Source organism: Falsihalocynthiibacter sp. BN13B15 (assembly GCF_041205415.1).
In the GTDB taxonomy this organism is placed as follows: Bacteria; Pseudomonadota; Alphaproteobacteria; order Rhodobacterales; family Rhodobacteraceae; genus Falsihalocynthiibacter; species Falsihalocynthiibacter arcticus.
Genome location: NZ_JBGFCE010000001.1, coordinates 174,011 through 192,182, shown reverse-complemented (window position 1 = coordinate 192,182; position 18,172 = coordinate 174,011). Strand labels below are relative to the sequence as shown.

The following is an 18,172-nucleotide window of genomic DNA, read 5'->3' as shown; positions in this document are numbered from 1 at the left end:
AATATGCAAAATGAAACTTTCCTTAGGCTAGGCGTCTTCCTCGGTCTCTTCGTTGTACTGGCACTCGCAGAGGCCATGCTTCCTCGCCGCCCCAGTACACGCATGGGGCGTTGGCCGATCAATTGGGCCATGATTATTCTGGATTCAATAACCCTCAGGATCATGGCAATTGCCGTGCCGCTGTTGGCCGTTGGTGCCGCGCTTGAGGCTTCACATCGTGGCATTGGCCTGTTCAACCACACAACTTTGCCGTCGTGGATCGAAGTCCTTTTGGCCATCATTATCTTGGACTTTTTTATCTGGTTGCAGCATTTGATCACCCATAAGGTACCGTTTTTATGGCGTTTTCATCAAGTTCACCATGCTGACCCTGAAATGGATGTCACAACGGCCATTCGATTTCACCCTGTGGAAATCGCCCTTTCAGCAGGATTTAAAATTGGTCTGGTCTATGTGTTTGGACCATCGGCGGTTGCCGTGATTTTATTCGAGGTTTTGCTAAATGGCACCGCGATGTTTAATCATGCAAACCTTCGTCTACCGATTCCGTTGGATCGCGTTGTACGGCGAGTTTTGGTGACGCCGGATATGCACCGTGTTCATCATTCGGTTTATCGCGAGGAAACCGACAGCAATTACGGGTTTTCGCTGTCGTTATGGGACCGTTTGTTTGGAACGTATATTGCGCAGCCTAAGGATGGTCATACGGGTATGCGCATTGGTCTTTTGGGGGAATACGCGAAACCCAAGGGTTTCATTCATGCACTTATGATGCCGTTTCGAAAGGGACGGTAATGAAACTTATTTTGATGCGGCATATGAAGTCTGATTGGGACGGAATGACGAGCGATCATGCGCGCCCCCTCAATCCGCGCGGCCGTGCCTCTGCATCGAAGATCGGGTTCTGGCTTGAGAACAAAGGGTTTTTACCTGATTTGGCACTGGTTTCAGATTCCCAACGGACCCGCGAAACCTTCGACGGGTTGGCGCCATACCTGTCGCAAAACCTTGTTCTGGTGTTTACCCGCGCGCTCTATCTGGCGGAACCCGCTGCCATACTTGCGGTCCTTGCAGCCCATAAGCCAGCCCCTACAAGCACGGTTCTCCTGCTGGCGCATAATCCCGGGATTGCGGCGCTTGCGGCCACCCTAGTGGAGGAGGAGCCGCGCCATCCGAAGTTCTATGACTATCCCACGGGCGCGACGACGGTACTGGAATTTGATGGGGAAATCGCACCCCATAAAGGTAAACCACTTGGTTTCGTAATTCCGCGTGAATTGTAGAGTTATTTAAAAAACCGGCCCTCAGAAAGAGCCGGTTTTTAAAGTTTTTAAAGTTTTCCAAGACGCCGAAATGGATCCTTAGTGCCCCAAAATCTGGGAGAGGAACAATTTCGTGCGCTCGGATTTTGGATTGTTGAAGAACTCCTCAGGCTCGTTTTGCTCCACGATCTGACCGTCGTCCATAAAGATCACACGGTTCGCAACCTGACGGGCAAAACCCATCTCGTGGGTCACGCACAGCATGGTCATGCCCTCTTCGGCCAGTTCAATCATGGTGTCGAGAACCTCTTTGATCATCTCTGGGTCAAGAGCTGAGGTTGGCTCGTCAAAGAGCATGATGCGGGGTTTCATACAAAGCGAACGGGCAATCGCCACGCGCTGTTGCTGCCCACCCGAAAGCATGCCGGGGTATTTGTTGGCTTGCTCGGGGATTTTAACCTTCTCAAGGAAGTGCATCGCAATTTCCTCGGCTTCTTTTTTGGGTGTTTTGCGCACCCAGATCGGAGCCAAGGTACAGTTCTCCAAAATCGTCAGATGCGGAAAAAGGTTGAAGTGCTGAAAACACATTCCCACTTCGGAACGGATTTTGTCGATGTTTTTGAGATCGGACGTGAGCTCGGTTCCATCGACAATAATGTCGCCCTTTTGGTGCTCCTCAAGACGGTTGATACAGCGGATGAGCGTCGATTTCCCCGAGCCGGATGGCCCCGCAATAACGATACGCTCGCCCTGATTGACCGTCAGGTTGATGTCGCGCAGCACGTGGAAGCTCCCGTACCACTTGTTCATATTGTTGATTTGGACCGCAACCTCTTCAGAGACCTGCATTTTGGAACGATCAATTTGGCGTTGTGTAGCAAGTTCAGACATATCGTGAACTCCTTATTAATGGCCAGTCTTGAGCTTGCGCTCCAAGAACATGGAATAACGGGACATAGAAAAGCAAACGACGAAGAAAAGCAGCGCGATGAAGGCATAAAGCTCCCACACAATACCGTTCCATTCTTGGTTTGCGCGGATCGCACTGGACAGGCCAACGGGATCCATGAGGCTAATGATCGAAACCAACGTCGTGTCTTTGAACACGCCGATAAAGGTACTCACGATGCCCGGAATGGAAATCTTGAGCGCTTGCGGCATAATGATCAGCCGCTGCGCCTTCCAATAATCAAGTCCCAGAGCATCCGCCGCCTCGTACTGCCCTTTTGGCAAAGCAGCGAGCCCGCCGCGCACAACCTCGGCCATATAGGCCGACGCAAAGAGCGTTACCATGATCATAACCCGCAGGATCACATCAAAGTTCGTACCCGGAGGCATGAAGATATTGAGCAGGTTGTTGGCCACAAACAGGAGGGTAATCAGAGGCACACCGCGAATAAACTCGATGAAACCGATGCAGATCGATTTCACGATCAGCAAGTCAGACTGGCGACCGAGAGCAAGGAGTACCCCAATCGGCAATGACCCGAGGATCGCGACGATCCCAATGGAGATCGACAGAACGAAGCCCCCAAACTGTCGGCTGGAAACGGCTTCCAGAGCCAAACCAGGCGTTAGATTTGCGAGGACACCCGCAACGGGGCCAGCCGCAAATAGCCACCAAAGGATTGGCACCACGGCGGTCAATATGATCCCGACCAAACTGCCGGTATGAGGGCGCACATAGTGGAAAACCAAATACCCGATCACGAAGCCCGCAAAGGCCATAGTCGGCCCCCAAATCGAGCCACCCCACATGAGGAACACGTCCACAAACGGGAAGAGCATCGTCACGATCAATAACTTGCGCGGTGCTTTTTCCGAAAGAACCGGAAGCAGACCAACGAACATCAGCACCAAGGCCAAATTCAAACGCCAGTAGCCAAGGATCATCACAATCGGGGTCGCAACATGTGCACGTGGGTCGGAACTGATAAGCTCAGGATCAACGCCGCTTAAGGACGACAGAAGACCAACGTCTAGGGGATAGAAGCCATAAAGAAGCTGCAACCAACGATCGTTGATCACACCCCAACAGGCACCATGCCCGCCCGCGCCGATGATCTCGCGGCATTCGGTTAGTGACTTGGCGTTCCATGTTGGAGAAACCCCCCAACCAAGAAGGTTGAGGACCGTCCATACAACGGCGAGGAGAAACAGGACCGATATGATCGAATTCCAAATGCCGTTGAACAGATTTTGACGCAACCAACCGATTGGGCCAACCATGGTTGAAGGCGGGACTTGCTGCGAGAGCATTTCTGTGCGGACAAAACTAACTTCTGGCATATTACCGCTCCACCAATTTAACTGAGTTATTATACCAATTCATCACGGCCGAAATGCTGAGGGAAATCGTGAGATAGATCAGCATCAAAAGCAGGATGGACTCAAGCTCGCGCCCCGTTTGGTTCATGGTGATCCCGCCGAGTGTGGCGGTAATATCCATGTACCCAACCGCAATCGCGAGTGAGGAGTTCTTGGTGAGATTCAAGTAGTTAGAGATCATTGGCGGGATAATCACCCGCATCGCCTGTGGCAAAATCACCAGACTCATGGTGCGTCTCGAACTCATGCCAAGGGCCTCAGCGGCCTCACTTTGCCCTTTTGAGACAGACATAATGCCCGAGCGAACGATCTCGGCGATAAAGGCGGCGGTATAGAGCGAGAGGGCAATCCAGAGCGCGAGCAGGGAGTTGCGTAGATGAGTCCCGCCTTGGAAGTTGAAGCCCTTCAGCGCCGGATAGCCAAGATGAAACCCAAGAGCAACAAGCGCGATCGTTACGGGAAGCAGCACCGCTCCCAAACGCAGATACCATGTGGTCGGTCTAATGCCCGTCGCTTCTTGAATGCGATTTGCGCGCTCTTTGATTTTCTTTGAGACAACGATGCCAGCGATCAGAACAGCGGCAATGAGAACGAGGTTCAAACTAATATTCAAGAACCCGAAAACGCTGATGTCGCCCAAACTCCTGCTGAACAGGGGTTCGGGAACGTAAATGCCTCGGTTCGTTATGGCGACGGTGTCGTTCAAAATCATAGACGCGGTCGCGTTGTCGCCTCTGAAATCATTGGGCTGAGGCAATGTCTCGATCATAATCGCCATCGTAAACACGATCCACAGCAGGACGGGGACGTTGCGGAAGGTCTCGACATAGACCGTCATGATTTTGGAAACGATCCAATTGTTTGAGAGGCGCAGGATGCCGACAAAAACACCGATAATCGTCGCTGTGATACAGCCGAGGAACGCAATCAGCAGCGTATTAAGAAGACCCACGCCCGCCGCGCGCCAATGGCTGTCACGGGAGGTATAGTCAATTAACCGTTGGTTGATGTCATACCCTGCGGAGTCGTTCAAATAAGTAAACGACGGTTCTTTTCCGAGATCCGAAAGGTTTTGCGCTGTATTACCAATGAGCCAAGCAAACACTGCCATGAACCCGAGAAGTGCAACAACTTGAATGGTCATTGACCTGTATCGGGTATCGTAAATCAGCATAGATAGCCGAAACGACTCCTTAGGAGGGTCGGTTATTGTTGTCATGAAAATATCCCCGTCGTCGCTAGGCATTCCGGCGCATTATTTGCGCTCATACAACCTAAGACTGTTGTTTAGTTATTGTTCTTATAGATAGTCAAAAGGGCGCGGAATGAACCGCGCCCTTTTATTAGTAAGCCCTAGCGGAAGGGTGGGGAATAAAGCAGACCACCATTTGTCCACTGTGCGTTCAAGCCGCGAGCGATTCCGATTGGTGTGCTTTGACCAATGTTTTGCTCGAAGATTTCGCCGTAGTTGCCACCAGCCATAATGGCCGCTTTGGCCCAACCAGCGTCAAGACCAAGCATTTCGCCGAGGTTACCCTCTTTGCCCAAAAGGCGTGCGATTTCTGGGTTCGTTGTGCTTGCTTCCATCTCTTCGATGTTTGCAGAAGTCACACCGAGTTCTTCAGCGGCGATCAAAGCATTCAAAGACCAACGAACGATGTCTGCCCATTCGTTGTCGCCGTGGCGAACAAGAGGACCGAGTGGCTCTTTGGAGATGATTTCAGGAAGGACGATGTGCTCGCTTGGTGCTTCGAAGGTTGCACGAGTCGCTGCCAACGCGGAAGCGTCCGTTGTGTAAACGTCACAAGCGCCCGCAAGGTACTGTTGTTGACCTTCAGCGTTTGTTTCGATTGGCACAGGCTCATATGAGAGATTGTTGGCGCGGAAGTAGTCGGCCAAGTTCAACTCAGTTGTCGTCCCAGTTTGAATACAAACCGTTGCGCCATCAAGTTCTTTAGCGGAGCTAACACCCAGCGCTGTTGGAATCATGAAGCCTTGACCATCGTAGTAGTTCACACCTGCGAAATCGAACTTCAGGTCCACATCGCGGCTGAATGTCCATGTTGTGTTACGGGCCAACATGTCGATCTCGCCGGAAGCCAACGCGGTAAAACGTGTCTTACCGGTTGTCGGGATAAATTCTACAGCACTGCCATCTCCCAAAACTGCCGCAGCAACGGCGCGACAAACAGCAACATCAAAGCCGGCCCATTCGCCGTTCGCATCTGGAGCACCAAAACCCGGAACGCCGGTGGTAACGCCACAGTTTAGTTTGCCGCGCGCTTTTACGTCATCCAACGTACTTGCTGCGGCAACACCTGCAGCAAGGCTTGCCACGGTCAGTGCACCAAAAAATACGGATTTATTCATTTTAACCTCTTCCTGATTGTCCACCCTTTTTTGGGTGGTTTGGCCAATGGAGTAACATCGGCAGTAGACATGAAGACAGCAATGCTGTCCGCATTACGCGTAGAATGGACAATTTCTGTTGCAGCCGTCAAGGGGGCAACGATACGCCAGTGGTCCGTTCCCTTGGGGGCCCCCCGCAAAGGTGGGGAGCTTCCCGTTCGTTATTCGTAATTCACAGGATCAAAGTGCGACTTGCAGGCCTTGATAGAATTCAAATGCCTCAAAAAACGCTTGCCGCTTTTTCGCGGCCAATTCGGTGGCTTCGTCGTCTTGCCCCCATTGGCTTTCCTGCCAATTTTCATCCAGACGGGAGGCCTGCCAAATGTCTTCGGGGGATTTAAAGGCGTGGAGCGCCGCAAGCCCAAGAACAAGGGAACCACTTATCGCCACAAGATCATGGAAAGCGACCAGTTCAAATGTGTTCAAAGCAAACACAGGCGCCCGCAATTTCGCGATACTTGCCGCGGGTTGGGCGACATGCATGATGCCTTCGCCAAGGACGAGCGGCGCGTCGAAAGTCGTTTCAGCCCAAAGTAAAAAGGGTGTCCAAACCGCATGTTGCTTCTCAACAAGTTCAATCGGGAAGGCCGCGCGGTAACACAACAAATCGGTTTCCCCATAGGACGCAAGCATATCGGCAACCGCGTCGAATTGATGGGCGACCTTGTCGATCGCAGAGTTGGCCATGCGGGTAACCGGCATGGTGACCGGATCAATTTTCGTATCCTGCGACTGCCATTCATGAGCAACTTTTTGGGCAATCTCAAGGGTTGGGATAACCAATGCGGCCTTGGAGGGCGTGCGCAATTTGCGCCCATCCAACAGGACTTCAAAGCCCCCTTCGGTGGCGGCCACTTCGGCATTTTTCCAAAACTTTTTCGTCGCCCAACTCGTCATTTGCCACTCCAGATTTGGTCCAAATAGGGAATCAATTCGTCAAATCCCTGCAAGATCACTTCCGCGCCAGCTTCCGTGAGGTCAACTTGTGAATGATAACCCCAATCGACCCCAATGCGCCCTACCCCCGCAGATTTTGCCATCGCCATGTCAAAACTCGTGTCGCCAATCATCACCGCATTCGCGGCATCAACACCGGATTCCGAAAGCGCCTGAAAGATCATGGAAGGGTGTGGTTTGGAGGGGTGGTCGTCGGCGACCTGCTGGGTGAAGAACATTTTTTCTAGGCCGTGACCGCTTAGAAGGCTGTCCAAACCACGACGACTTTTGCCCGTGGCAATACCAAGGATATGATGGTCCACCGTCTCAAGCGCGCGCAGGACGTCGAGCGCCCCGTCGTAAAAGGGTGACCCGGATTGCGCGCCCAGTTCTTCGCGTTGCGCGTTGAAGGCCCCTTTATAGGCCTCCACCATTTTCTCACGTTGGCTTAACGCGCTCTCAGGCATCAGGCGCAAAACAGCCTCAGGGAGGGAGAGGCCCACAATCGACAAAACCGCCTCCCGACTTGGAGGTGCAACCTCCACCGAGGCGCAAGCGGCTGTCATCGCTGCGAGAATATGGTCCTGACTGTCGACAAGCGTTCCATCGACATCAAAGATTATGAGCTTTAGCTCGGTACTCATTGTTCCTCGTCGAAGGGGTCAAGCGGCACATCGCGCACGTCCCACGCAAGGGTATCCCACGTATGGACCATGTGTTTGGGCATCGGCGCCGTAAACGTCATACGGGCCCCCGTGGAAGGATGCGTCATGGTCAGGCTGCGCGCGTGCAGGTGAAGTTTTTTCGAGATCTCCCCGCCCAATTGTGCGCCCCAACCGTCGCCAAGGTTTTCCTGCCCTGAGCCGCCGTATTTACCGTCGCCAATAATCGGATGCCCAAGTTCGGCCATATGCGCGCGCAACTGGTGTGTGCGGCCCGTGATTGGCACAAGCGCCACCCAAGAGACCCGCCCACCGAGTGCAGAAAGCACGGCGTAATCGGTTGTCGCGCGCTTAGCGCCCTCAGTAGAGTCAACTTCGCGCGGGTGAATACAGTGCATTTTTTCGAAATCAGCACCGGCTTTCACAAGGCCAAAGCGAATGGTCCCCAAACGGGGTTTTGGCTGTCCTGCGACGGCTGCCCAGTAAATTTTACGCGATTCGCGGTCACGGAAGGTGCGGGTAATGGCTGCTGCTGACGCACGTGTGCGGGCAAGAACCAAGACACCGGACGTGTCTTTATCAAGACGGTGCACAAGGCGCGGCTTTTCTTCCAGCCCAAAACGAAGCGCATCCGCCATACCATCGACGTGACGGTGATGATTGGTGCCGCCCTGTGTTGGCAATCCCGGAGGCTTGTTAATTACAATCATATAATCGTCGCGATACAGGACCGTGGCGCGGATCATATCCGCATCTTCGTCCGACATCGGAGCCGCAGGCTTCGCTTTGGCTGTGATCTGGCTGGCGGTTGGCAGCGGTGGCACGCGGACGATTTGTCCTGTGGTCAAACGCGACGCAGGCTTAACCCGCCCCTTATCAACCCGGATATCGCCTTTGCGGCAGAGCTTTTCGATCCGTGCTTGGCTAACTTGTGGAAACTGGCGGCGAAACCAACGATCGAGTCGTTGATCATTGTCGTCAGGCGTAATCGTAATATGTTGAACACCGCTCATGCGAAGCCCCCTTTTGCACACCATACCCCGAGCGCAACCGCCGAGAGGGACATAACCATTGATAGAGCGACATAGAGTGCCGCCGAGCCGAGTTGCCCAGCTTCAAAGAGCCGTAACGTATCGAGTGAAAACGCCGAAAACGTTGTGAACCCGCCCAAGACACCGATCATTAAGAACGGCGCCATAACCGAGGAGTCACGCCCTGCAAGTAGCACAAAAAGCAGCCCCATTACAAACGACCCAACGACATTCACACTTAAGGTCCCCCATGGGAAACTCATACCCAAAAGTCGCACCGCGTAAGCCTGAGTCAAAAAGCGCATCACGGCGCCTAAAGCACCTCCAAGCGCCACATATAATAGGGTCAAAAACATCGGCCGTGTTTTCCCTCTAGCGCCCGGAATGTCAACCGCTAGCGCGCTTAGATCTCAGTTTAGCAAAGTAATCTTGACGTTTTTTAAGTTCGCGCTCGAATCCGCGCTCAACCGGTAGATAGAACTCGGGGCGCTCCATGGTTTCAGGAAAATAATTTTGGCCCGAAAATCCATCTTCGGCGTCGTGATCATAGGCATATCCCGCCCCATATCCTTGATCTTCCATCAGGGAGGTTGGTGCATTGAGAATATGCTTTGGGGGCGGCTCGGAACCGGTTTTTTGCGCCGCAACCATTGCCATTTTGTACCCCGCATAGGCCGCGTTTGACTTGGGGGCGAGGGCCAAATAGGTCACCGCTTGCGCCAAAGCCAATTCGCCTTCGGGACTGCCCAAACGCTCGTAAACTTGCCATGCGTTCAAACAATGAGTTTGCGCATCGGGGTCTGCAAGGCCGATATCCTCAATTGCCATGCGCGTAATGCGGCGCGCCAAGTAACGGGGGTCTTCGCCGCCCTTGAGCATGCGGGCGAGCCAATAAAGGGCTGCGTCGGGATCCGAGCCACGCACGGATTTATGGAGCGCGGAAATCAGATTGTAATGGGAATCGCCGGATTTGTCATAAACCGCCGCGCGTTTCATCAAGCGTTGGCCGAGCCCCTTTGCGTCCAATGGCTCCTTGACCTTCCAAGCTGAGACCTGCTCAACAAGATTGAGCAAAGTGCGGCCATCGCCGTCCGCCATTTCCAAAAGCGCATCTCGGGCGTCTTGGGTAAGAGGAAGCTCGCGGTCTATTTCGCCTTCAGCGCGCGCAAGCAACAGATCAAGGTCTGCGAGGGTAAGCCGCGTGAGCACCATAACTTGCGAGCGACTTAACACCGCCGCATTGAGCTCAAAGCTGGGATTTTCTGTGGTGGCCCCTACCAAAAGGATCGTGCCGTCCTCCATATGGGGGAGGAAGCCGTCTTGCTGGGCTTTATTGAATCTATGAATTTCATCGACAAACAGCAGTGTCCCCTGCCCGTTTTGGCGACGGATTTTAGCGGCTTCAAAAACTTTGCGAAGGTCGGGCATGCCGGTAAAAATCGCGCTTATCTGCACAAAGGTGAGATCTGTTTCATCCGCCAAAAGACGCGCAATTGTGGTTTTACCAACGCCAGGTGGTCCCCAAAAGATGAGCGACCCCAAACTGTTGGATGCGAGCATCGTCCCCAAGGGGGCTTCAGGACCCAAAACTTGTTGCTGCCCGATCACTTCCGACAAAGTTTTGGGGCGCAGACGATCCGCCAAAGGGCGCGGCGCGTTCTGAACTTTGGCCTCGGAGGCACTGGAATCAAACAAATCTGTCATGGGGTGACACTATGCCTTGTGTGGAACAGGGGGAAGCATCGTTTTGGTGCGATAAAGGGCCCCTCAGGAGGGGGAGGCCCTTTTTCGTTTCGCAGTCGTTTAGTGCAGCTTAGAACTCAGATTGATGGAAACACATTGATAGTCACCATCGCCAATAAACATCGGACGCCCAGCAGCTTCAGCATCCAAACCACACCGGCCAAACCAACGTGGCCAATTCGCTGCGGTCAATGCAACGATCTTTGTTGCACCCAACTCGCGGGCGGACTTGAGCATCGCCATCACCATATAGGCGTGCACGCGCCGACGAATACGCTGTGGCGTGGTATGGGAAACAAACACGCGCGTGCTCTCCCAAATGTTCTCATCAACGGGGGCTTCCTCAAATAGGAGGTCTTGAGGAATGGTCCCGAGCAACCCACGTTGTGCATCACGGATCATGTAACTATAAATCCCACAGCGCGCGACTGTGGGCGTCAGGCGAATGCCTGCGTAGACTTCGCCATATTCGTGGATGGCAATCCAACGACTTGCCGGAGTATCATATTGATCATACTCCATTCCAAGGGCTTCAGGCAGGTCCCAGTTTTTTTGCACAATAAAAGACTGCCGCCTAGCGCGAAACAGATTTGCGAATAGCTCGCCATGGTTGTGCATATTTTCGAACGAAAGTGTAGTTGTTTGCATGGTAGATCCCCCAGCTTGTTTAAAAAAAACAAAGCCCCACGTTCAAACAACGATCAGATCCGGTTAAAGCAGCCTATAATCCTTCGCGCGTTGAATGGCCTCAGCGGTCGTCCGAGCGAGCAGTTTCTGACGGGCCGCTATTAAGCGTGCTTTAAGGGCGCTTTCTGAGATATTCAATTTTGCAGCTGCCGCCGCATGCCGATCGCCGTCTGCGATACACCGCAGGGCTTCAACTTGAGCCTTAGTTAGGCTCTCCGGCGGCTCTGTTAAGTCATGAAGCCGACGAACTACGCGCGAAACTTCTTCCATTTCGCTATCTGTAAACTCGCGATCGCTACGTGCAAAGCTAGCGATTGTGCGAGAGGAAATCGGACCACAGGATACAGTAACCCCAAAATTGAGTCCATATTCCTTTGCCAGTCCCAAAATATTGAATGTGTCGGGAATCCCGAATTCGCTCCAACGACTCGCGCCATCCGTGCTGAAGCCCCAAGCAATTGTCGGGTCGCGCAGTGCGAACCCTTGCTCGGTATAATAATCCGTCCAGCGGTGATCATACGTCTGAAAAGACATAAGAGGCGCGGCGAAGCGAATATGGAGCCCCAAAAAGTAACCCGCAGGCGCAAGCAACGTGAGCTTATGAAGTTCGAGGTCGAGACCTATCTTATTAGACATGTCTTTTTAGACTAGTTGTCAGAATCTTAGTCAACCTTAAAGTGTATGGTACAGAAATAGTAGTGAGTGATGTTACCGTGAAAACAATGGACATAGATTTAAAGACGAAGTTGAACTCCCTTTCAGAGAGCGCACGTGGCGATTTACTGGATTTTTTGAGAAATTCGCCCTCCGGAGAGAACAGTTTAACAGCTTTGCTGGAGCGAATCGAGAACTCCATTCAGCTTCGAATCGCGGCTAAAAAGTCGCATAACTAGACCTATTCCTAACGGAACGATGTACCAAAACAATAAAAGCCCCGCCAAATCTGGCGGGGCTTTCTATTTGAGATCAATGAAGGTCTCTGAATTATTCTGCTGCGGCGTCTTCTGCCAAAACGCGTGCTTTGTCGCCTGCGCCTTTTGCATTCACGTCGCGGTCAACCAATTCGATGATCGCCATTGGCGCCATGTCACCGTAACGGAAACCAGCCTTAAGAACCCGCACATAACCACCTTGGCGATCTTTGTAGCGTGGGCCGAGAACTTCAAACAATTTCGCAACATAAGCGTCTTGCTTAAGGCGAGCACCTGCTTGGCGGCGGGCGTGAAGATCGCCACGTTTACCAAGAGTGATAAGTTTGTCGATGATGCGCTTAAGCTCTTTTGCTTTAGGCAGTGTTGTTTTGATTTGCTCGTGCTCGATGAGTGAGCCTGCCATGTTGGCAAAGAGCGCCTTACGGTGCTCGTGAGTACGGTTTAAGCGGCGGTAGCCTCTAGCGTGACGCATGGTGTATCTCCTATAGCGTTGTTTTACTTTGTCCGGCAGCCGATGCGTGTCAGCTACTCTCCTTGGGGCAATTGCCCTGACATTCCCCGGCATTCCGGGCATTTATGAGGTTGGGGCGGACCGTTAAGCCCACCCCAAATTTCTTAGAATTGATCTTCGAATTTCTTCGCAAGATCTTCAATATTGTCCGGTGGCCAATCTTCGACGTCCATACCGAGGTGCAGACCCATGCCCGACAACACTTCTTTGATCTCGTTCAAAGACTTGCGGCCGAAGTTTGGTGTGCGGAGCATTTCTGCTTCGGTTTTTTGGATCAAATCGCCAATGTAAACGATGTTGTCGTTCTTGAGGCAATTTGCGGAACGTACGGAAAGTTCCAATTCGTCCACTTTCTTGAGAAGAAGCGGATTGAATTCGAGGCCATCGTCTTCTTCTTGACGGTTTGCAGACTCTGGCTCGTCAAAGTTAACGAATGTCGCAAGCTGGTCCTGAAGAATACGCGCAGCATAAGCCACGGCGTCTTCTGGAGGGATGGAACCGTCTGTTTCAAGCGTCAACGTGAGCTTGTCATAGTCGAGAACTTGACCTTCACGTGTGGGCTGCACGTCATAAGACACGCGCTTCACAGGGGAAAAGATCGAATCGATCGGAATAAGACCGATAGGTGCGTCCTCAGGACGGTTCTTGTCAGCGGAAACATAGCCTTTGCCAGTTTCAACAGTCAATTCCATGAACAAGTCTGCGCCTTCGTCGAGGTGACAGATAACGTGATCCTTGTTCAGAACCTCGATACCCGCGCTCTCGGAGATGTCGCCAGCGGTTACAACCATCGGGCCTTTGGCCGAGATGGAAACACGCTTTGGACCGTCTACTTCCATACGTATCGCGACGCCTTTGAGGTTCAGAACCACATCGGTTACGTCTTCGCGAACACCAGAAATCGAGGAAAACTCATGCAAAACATTGTCGATTTGAACGCTGGTAATCGCAGCACCCTGTAGCGAGCTCATAAGCACGCGACGCAGAGCATTGCCCAATGTCAAACCAAAACCGCGTTCAAGCGGCTCTGCAACTACAGTTGCTTGACGCGCAGGCTCGTTGCCTGGCTTCACTTCCAACTGTGTTGGTTTAATCAGTTCTTGCCAATTTTTATGGATCATGCTGTCGCCTCCATTCTTGTTTCTGGCCCATGTCCCTAAGCCGGAAACACCCGAGGTAAAAAATAACAATCTCGGGTCTGGCGTACGAATTACAGACCCGAGATCATTTAGTACTACACGCGACGACGCTTTGGAGGGCGACAGCCGTTGTGAGCCATTGGTGTAACGTCACGAATAGATGTGATGTTAAACCCAACTGCGGCCAGAGCGCGCAATGCGCTTTCGCGACCGCCACCCGGGCCTTGCACTTCGACTTCAAGCGTTTTCACGCCGTGCTCTTGTGCTTTTTTACCTGCATCCTCAGCAGCCATTTGAGCTGCGTAGGGTGTAGATTTCCGCGAGCCTTTAAAGCCCATTGTTCCAGCAGAGGACCATGCGATCGCATTGCCTTGAACATCGGAAATCAGAATTTTTGTGTTGTTGAACGAGCTGTTCACATGCGCAACACCAGAGGCAATATTCTTGCGCTCTTTTTTCTTTGCGCGAACTTTTTCACGTGCCATTGATCAAATCCCCCCTATTTCTTCTTACCAGCAATAGCCCGTGCAGGACCTTTGCGAGTGCGAGCGTTCGTGTGTGTACGTTGACCACGAACAGGAAGATTACGACGATGACGCAAGCCACGGTAGCAACCGAGATCCATCAAACGTTTGATGTTCATTTGTGTTTCACGACGCAAGTCACCTTCGACAGCGTAGTTCGCGTCGATATACTCACGAATGGAAAGCACTTCACCATCGGAAAGTTCGTTAACACGACGCGCTGCGTCGATGCCTACGGCTTCACAAATAGCTTGTGCGGAAGTTGTACCGATACCGGTAATATAAGTCAGGGCGATCGGGACCCGTTTATGGGTCGGGATATTTACGCCGGCGATACGTGCCACGTTATGTATTCCTTTTTGTTGCGGTTCCGTATTTCCAGAACCTTTTTTCACAACATAAGCCCGTAGGATTATCTCCTGCGGGCTACGCTGAATTTCTGTTCTCGGCCATATACTTGTCCGCAGATTGCGTATCAATGGACAAAAGCCGATTCTCTTACGAGATGGCTGGAATTAAGCCCTTTTTACCACAAGGTCAACCCGCGATATGCCTAATCCAAGATCACACGAATTGCTTTGGCAACTTCGTCGATTTCACCCAAGCCATTTACCGGAGCCAAATCGCCCTTGGCATAATAATAGCCAATCAAAGGGGAGGTATCACGGTAATAGGCCATCAAACGTGTCTTGAGGGAATCCTCATTGTCGTCGGCGCGGTGCACCATATCTGTGCTGCCACAGACATCACAAACACCCTCGACTTTGGGGGCTTTTAGCTCGTCGTGATAGCCTTCGCCGCAGTTGCCACAGGTATAGCGGCCAGAGATGCGTTTGATCAGGATATCGTCCTGGACGCGCATTTCAATAACGGCATCCAGCTTTTGCCCTACGCGGCCAAGAAGTTGACCAAGCGCGTCGGCCTGCGCCAGCGTGCGGGGAAAGCCATCAAAGATGAATCCCCCTTGGCGGTCGGTGCCTTTGAGCTGCTCTTCGATCAATCCAATCACAATGTCATCGGTAACCAATTCGCCCGCATCCATAACTTTTGCGACTTTCTTGCCCATCTCTGTGCCAGAAGTTTTCGCCGCGCGCAGCATATCGCCTGTGGAAAGTTGGACCATGTCACGCTCTTCAACCAGAAGTCGTGCTTGGGTTCCTTTTCCGGCGCCCGGTGGCCCCAAAAGGATTATGTTCATTTTCTCGCTGTCCCTTTTTTACCGCCGCGCTTCTTGCCACGTAGCTGCGACTTTTCGATCAGGCCTTCATACTGGTGTGCCAGCATGTGTGACTGAACTTGTTGAATTGTGTCCATTGTCACGGATACGACAATCAGAACCGAAGTGCCGCCAAAGTAGAAGGGAATCGAGAATTGGTAACGTAAAATTTCAGGAAGGAGACAAACTGCCGCAAGGTAGGCCGAACCGATGACCAAGATGCGGTTCACAACTTTGTCCAAATACTCGGCGGTTTTCTTGCCCGGACGAATTGCGGGAATAAAGCCGCCTTGGTTTTTCAGGTTGTCCGCAACTTCATCAGTCTTAAACGCCACGTTATGCGTATAGAAGAACGCAAAGAACACGATCATAACTGTAAAGAACGCCAGATAGAGCGGTTTTCCCGGCCCAAAATACGCGAGAATAATGGACAGAACGCCGCTGGTGGAGTCGCCCGAGAAGGTGGCAAGCGTGGTTGGCAGCAAGAGAAGCGAGCTGGCAAAAATCGCAGGAATAACGCCAGCAGGGTTCACTTTGATCGGAAGATGGCTTGCGCCGCCTTCATACATCTTCATGCCAACTTGACGGCGCGGGTACTGAATGTGGATCTTGCGGAGCGCCCGCTCCATGAAGACCACGAACCCGACCACAGCGACAACCATAATAAAGACACCGACAACGATCAGGGGATTCGCTCCAGATTCGGAGGATTGTACGAGGAATTGTGTCAGAGCGGCTGGAAGCTCGGCAATAATGCCCACGAAGATGATCAACGAAATACCGTTGCCAATCCCGCGTGCTGTAATCTGCTCACCCAACCACATTAGGAACATTGTGCCGCCAACAAGGGTCACAACGGTCGAAATACGGAAGAACCAGCCCGGATCGGTCACAAGGCTACCTGCCTCAAGACTGACCGCAAGGCCATAGGCTTGGAACGTCGCCAAGAATACCGTGCCATAACGGGTATATTGATTGATCTTCCGGCGACCCGCGTCGCCCTCTTTCTTGAGTTGCTCAAGCGGGGCCCACATGGAGCTTAGAAGCTGGATAATGATCGAGGCCGAGATGTAGGGCATGATGCCGAGCGCAAGAATGCCCATGCGGCTCAGGGCACCACCGGTAAACATCGAAAGAATACCACCGATACCAGCGGCCGCACCCTCCATGAAGTTGCGCAGTTCAGCGCCGTCAATACCCGGGACGGGGATATAGGTCCCCAAACGGTAGACGATCAAAAGACCGATGGTGAAAACAATACGTTGGCGAAGCTCGGTGGCTTTACCAAAAGCCCCCCAGCTCATGTTGGCTGCCATTTGTTCTGCTGCGGATGCCATTCGGCCTCTCCCTGTCACGAAAAGCGCCGCCAGACCATTCTCCGGTCGGCGGCGCTGGAAAACTAATTTGTATGTAAGCGGCCAAGCGACCGCTCACAAGCGCTTATTCAGCTGCGGCCTTAGGTGTTGCTGTAACAGTCAGTTTACCACCGGCTTTTTCAACAGCTTCAACAGCTCCAGCAGAGGCACCCGTTACTTCGATCGTAACTTTGGATGTGATCTCGCCTTTGCCCAAAACGCGGATACCATCGAGTTTGCGACGAACCAAACCGCACGCAATAAGTGCGTCTTCGGTGATCGCTGCTTTTGCGTCGAGTTTTTTGGCGTCGATAAACTTTTGGATCATGCCAAGGTTCAATACAGAGAACTCTTTGCGGTTTGGCTTGGTGAAGCCACGCTTAGGAAGACGTTGGTACAAAGGCATTTGACCGCCTTCAAAACCCTTGATCGCAACACCCGAACGGGATTTTTGACCCTTGATACCACGGCCACCAGTTTTACCGGTACCGGAACCAGCACCGCGACCAACGCGTTTGCGGTTCTTTGTTGCACCTGGGTTGTCGTGCAGTTCATTCAATCTCATGTCGCTACTCCTTCTTGCCGGAACTGTCCCAAGAGCGACCAAAGAGACAAACACGGCGTTACAAATGATTCTGTTCCCACAAGGGGATACCGCGCGTGTCTACACAGATACATCTCATGGATCAAGGGCCGACAGGCCACTTTGTGCCGGAAGATTTCGCAAAACTCACGTTATTGTAAATTCTGCGGGAGTCCGTCCGTGATCTCATAATAATCGCCTTTGTCTGCGACAAATATGTGCAAGTCCATCTTTGTGTGGGTTGGGCCATCAAAAGCCCCCATGGAAATGGCAATCCAATCCAGATGCGGCGGGTCAAAGAACAAAGTTGACCCACAGTGCTGACAAAACCCGCGATTCACTTTGACGGATGAGCTGTACCACGTCACGTTCTCGGCCCCTGTGACAGTCAAATCGGTTTTCTGAACGCCCGTGCTCACAAGGAAATGCCCCGTGTGTTTGCGGCATTTTGTACAGTGACAGGCATTGGGGGCGGCAAGGTCTCCGTCAACGGTAAAACTCACAGCGCCACACAGGCAGGATCCTTTATGCATGATGTCCTCCTTGGTTGTTCCCCCAAACGAAACCACCGAACCCCACCTTAATCAATCCCATTCAGCCATAAAAAAAGCGCCCTCAGTTTCCCGAGAGCGCCTTTTAAGGTCTTTAGAAGAAGGGCTTAGCCTTTTTCTTCGATGATCACCACCATGTGGGGAAGTTTCGCAACCATGCCGCGTACGGCAGGTGTGTCTTCCAACTCACGGGTTTTGTGCATCTTGTTGAGGCCCAAGCCGATCAGCGTTTGACGCTGTTTGGCGGGACGACGGATCGGAGAACCGATCTGTTTTACAACGATAGTTTTAGCCATGATATTT

The 18,172-nt window shown here is 52.3% G+C and carries 22 protein-coding genes; 2 read left to right on the top strand and 20 right to left on the bottom strand.

Annotated elements, in window-relative coordinates:
• Positions 1-3 precede the first annotated feature (3 nt).
• Positions 4-795 carry a sterol desaturase family protein gene (locus tag AB9F26_RS00970; RefSeq protein WP_335586004.1) on the top strand — a complete coding sequence of 264 codons (792 nt, stop codon included), beginning with the start codon at positions 4-6 and terminating at the stop codon, positions 793-795.
• Positions 795-1,283, top strand: coding sequence for a histidine phosphatase family protein (locus tag AB9F26_RS00965; RefSeq protein ID WP_335586003.1), 489 nt, complete (start codon positions 795-797; stop codon positions 1,281-1,283). The genes AB9F26_RS00970 and AB9F26_RS00965 overlap by 1 nt, the downstream gene beginning before the upstream one ends.
• A gap of 78 nt (positions 1,284-1,361) precedes the next feature.
• On the opposite strand, the gene AB9F26_RS00960 is transcribed toward AB9F26_RS00965, so the two are convergent.
• From AB9F26_RS00960 to rpmD, 20 genes are all read right to left on the bottom strand, one after another.
• A complete protein-coding gene (locus tag AB9F26_RS00960; RefSeq protein ID WP_039004048.1) occupies positions 1,362-2,153 on the bottom strand; it encodes an amino acid ABC transporter ATP-binding protein in 792 nt (263 codons plus the stop codon).
• Positions 2,154-2,168: 15 nt separating this feature from the next.
• Positions 2,169-3,551 (bottom strand): amino acid ABC transporter permease, encoded by a 1,383-nt coding sequence (locus AB9F26_RS00955; RefSeq protein WP_335586002.1) that lies wholly within the window; start codon positions 3,549-3,551, stop codon positions 2,169-2,171.
• Between the two features lies 1 nt (position 3,552).
• Positions 3,553-4,809, bottom strand: coding sequence for an ABC transporter permease subunit (locus tag AB9F26_RS00950; protein ID WP_335586001.1), 1,257 nt, complete (start codon positions 4,807-4,809; stop codon positions 3,553-3,555).
• 134 nt (positions 4,810-4,943) lie between these two features.
• Complete coding sequence (locus tag AB9F26_RS00945; RefSeq protein ID WP_335586000.1) at positions 4,944-5,960, bottom strand: amino acid ABC transporter substrate-binding protein; 1,017 nt, start codon at positions 5,958-5,960, stop codon at positions 4,944-4,946.
• 219 nt (positions 5,961-6,179) lie between these two features.
• Entirely contained in the window at positions 6,180-6,896 is a 717-nt protein-coding gene (locus AB9F26_RS00940) for an ATP12 family protein (RefSeq protein ID WP_335585999.1), read from the bottom strand.
• Complete coding sequence (locus AB9F26_RS00935) at positions 6,893-7,579, bottom strand: HAD-IA family hydrolase (protein WP_369767073.1); 687 nt, start codon at positions 7,577-7,579, stop codon at positions 6,893-6,895. Before AB9F26_RS00935 ends, AB9F26_RS00940 begins: the two co-directional genes overlap by 4 nt.
• Positions 7,576-8,610 carry an RluA family pseudouridine synthase gene (locus AB9F26_RS00930; RefSeq protein WP_039004053.1) on the bottom strand — a complete coding sequence of 345 codons (1,035 nt, stop codon included), beginning with the start codon at positions 8,608-8,610 and terminating at the stop codon, positions 7,576-7,578. The genes AB9F26_RS00935 and AB9F26_RS00930 overlap by 4 nt, the downstream gene beginning before the upstream one ends.
• Complete coding sequence (gene crcB, locus AB9F26_RS00925) at positions 8,607-8,984, bottom strand: fluoride efflux transporter CrcB (protein WP_039004054.1); 378 nt, start codon at positions 8,982-8,984, stop codon at positions 8,607-8,609. Before crcB ends, AB9F26_RS00930 begins: the two co-directional genes overlap by 4 nt.
• Positions 8,985-9,015: 31 nt before the next feature.
• A complete protein-coding gene (locus AB9F26_RS00920; RefSeq protein WP_369767072.1) occupies positions 9,016-10,332 on the bottom strand; it encodes a replication-associated recombination protein A in 1,317 nt (438 codons plus the stop codon).
• A gap of 99 nt (positions 10,333-10,431) precedes the next feature.
• Entirely contained in the window at positions 10,432-11,019 is a 588-nt protein-coding gene (locus AB9F26_RS00915) for an acyl-homoserine-lactone synthase (protein ID WP_335586585.1), read from the bottom strand.
• A 63-nt stretch (positions 11,020-11,082) separates the two neighbouring features.
• Entirely contained in the window at positions 11,083-11,694 is a 612-nt protein-coding gene (locus tag AB9F26_RS00910) for an autoinducer binding domain-containing protein (RefSeq protein WP_335586586.1), read from the bottom strand.
• A 348-nt stretch (positions 11,695-12,042) separates the two neighbouring features.
• Positions 12,043-12,462, bottom strand: coding sequence for a 50S ribosomal protein L17 (gene rplQ, locus AB9F26_RS00905; protein WP_039004058.1), 420 nt, complete (start codon positions 12,460-12,462; stop codon positions 12,043-12,045).
• 143 nt (positions 12,463-12,605) lie between these two features.
• Positions 12,606-13,622, bottom strand: a complete 1,017-nt coding sequence (locus tag AB9F26_RS00900; protein WP_039004059.1) for a DNA-directed RNA polymerase subunit alpha — start codon at positions 13,620-13,622, stop codon at positions 12,606-12,608.
• Positions 13,623-13,735: 113 nt separating this feature from the next.
• Positions 13,736-14,125 (bottom strand): 30S ribosomal protein S11, encoded by a 390-nt coding sequence (rpsK, locus tag AB9F26_RS00895; RefSeq protein WP_039004060.1) that lies wholly within the window; start codon positions 14,123-14,125, stop codon positions 13,736-13,738.
• A gap of 14 nt (positions 14,126-14,139) precedes the next feature.
• The gene (gene rpsM / locus AB9F26_RS00890) at positions 14,140-14,508 is read right to left on the bottom strand and encodes a 30S ribosomal protein S13 (protein WP_039004083.1); all 369 of its coding nucleotides are present in this window, start codon (positions 14,506-14,508) and stop codon (positions 14,140-14,142) included.
• A 209-nt stretch (positions 14,509-14,717) separates the two neighbouring features.
• Entirely contained in the window at positions 14,718-15,362 is a 645-nt protein-coding gene (locus tag AB9F26_RS00885) for an adenylate kinase (protein ID WP_335586587.1), read from the bottom strand.
• Positions 15,359-16,717, bottom strand: a complete 1,359-nt coding sequence (secY, locus tag AB9F26_RS00880) for a preprotein translocase subunit SecY (RefSeq protein WP_039004062.1) — start codon at positions 16,715-16,717, stop codon at positions 15,359-15,361. The genes AB9F26_RS00885 and secY overlap by 4 nt, the downstream gene beginning before the upstream one ends.
• A 103-nt stretch (positions 16,718-16,820) precedes the next feature.
• Positions 16,821-17,300, bottom strand: coding sequence for a 50S ribosomal protein L15 (gene rplO / locus AB9F26_RS00875; RefSeq protein WP_335586588.1), 480 nt, complete (start codon positions 17,298-17,300; stop codon positions 16,821-16,823).
• Between the two features lie 170 nt (positions 17,301-17,470).
• Positions 17,471-17,851, bottom strand: coding sequence for a GFA family protein (locus AB9F26_RS00870; protein ID WP_335586589.1), 381 nt, complete (start codon positions 17,849-17,851; stop codon positions 17,471-17,473).
• Positions 17,852-17,976: 125 nt separating this feature from the next.
• A complete protein-coding gene (rpmD, locus tag AB9F26_RS00865; RefSeq protein WP_039004065.1) occupies positions 17,977-18,165 on the bottom strand; it encodes a 50S ribosomal protein L30 in 189 nt (62 codons plus the stop codon).
• Positions 18,166-18,172: the final 7 nt, after the last annotated feature.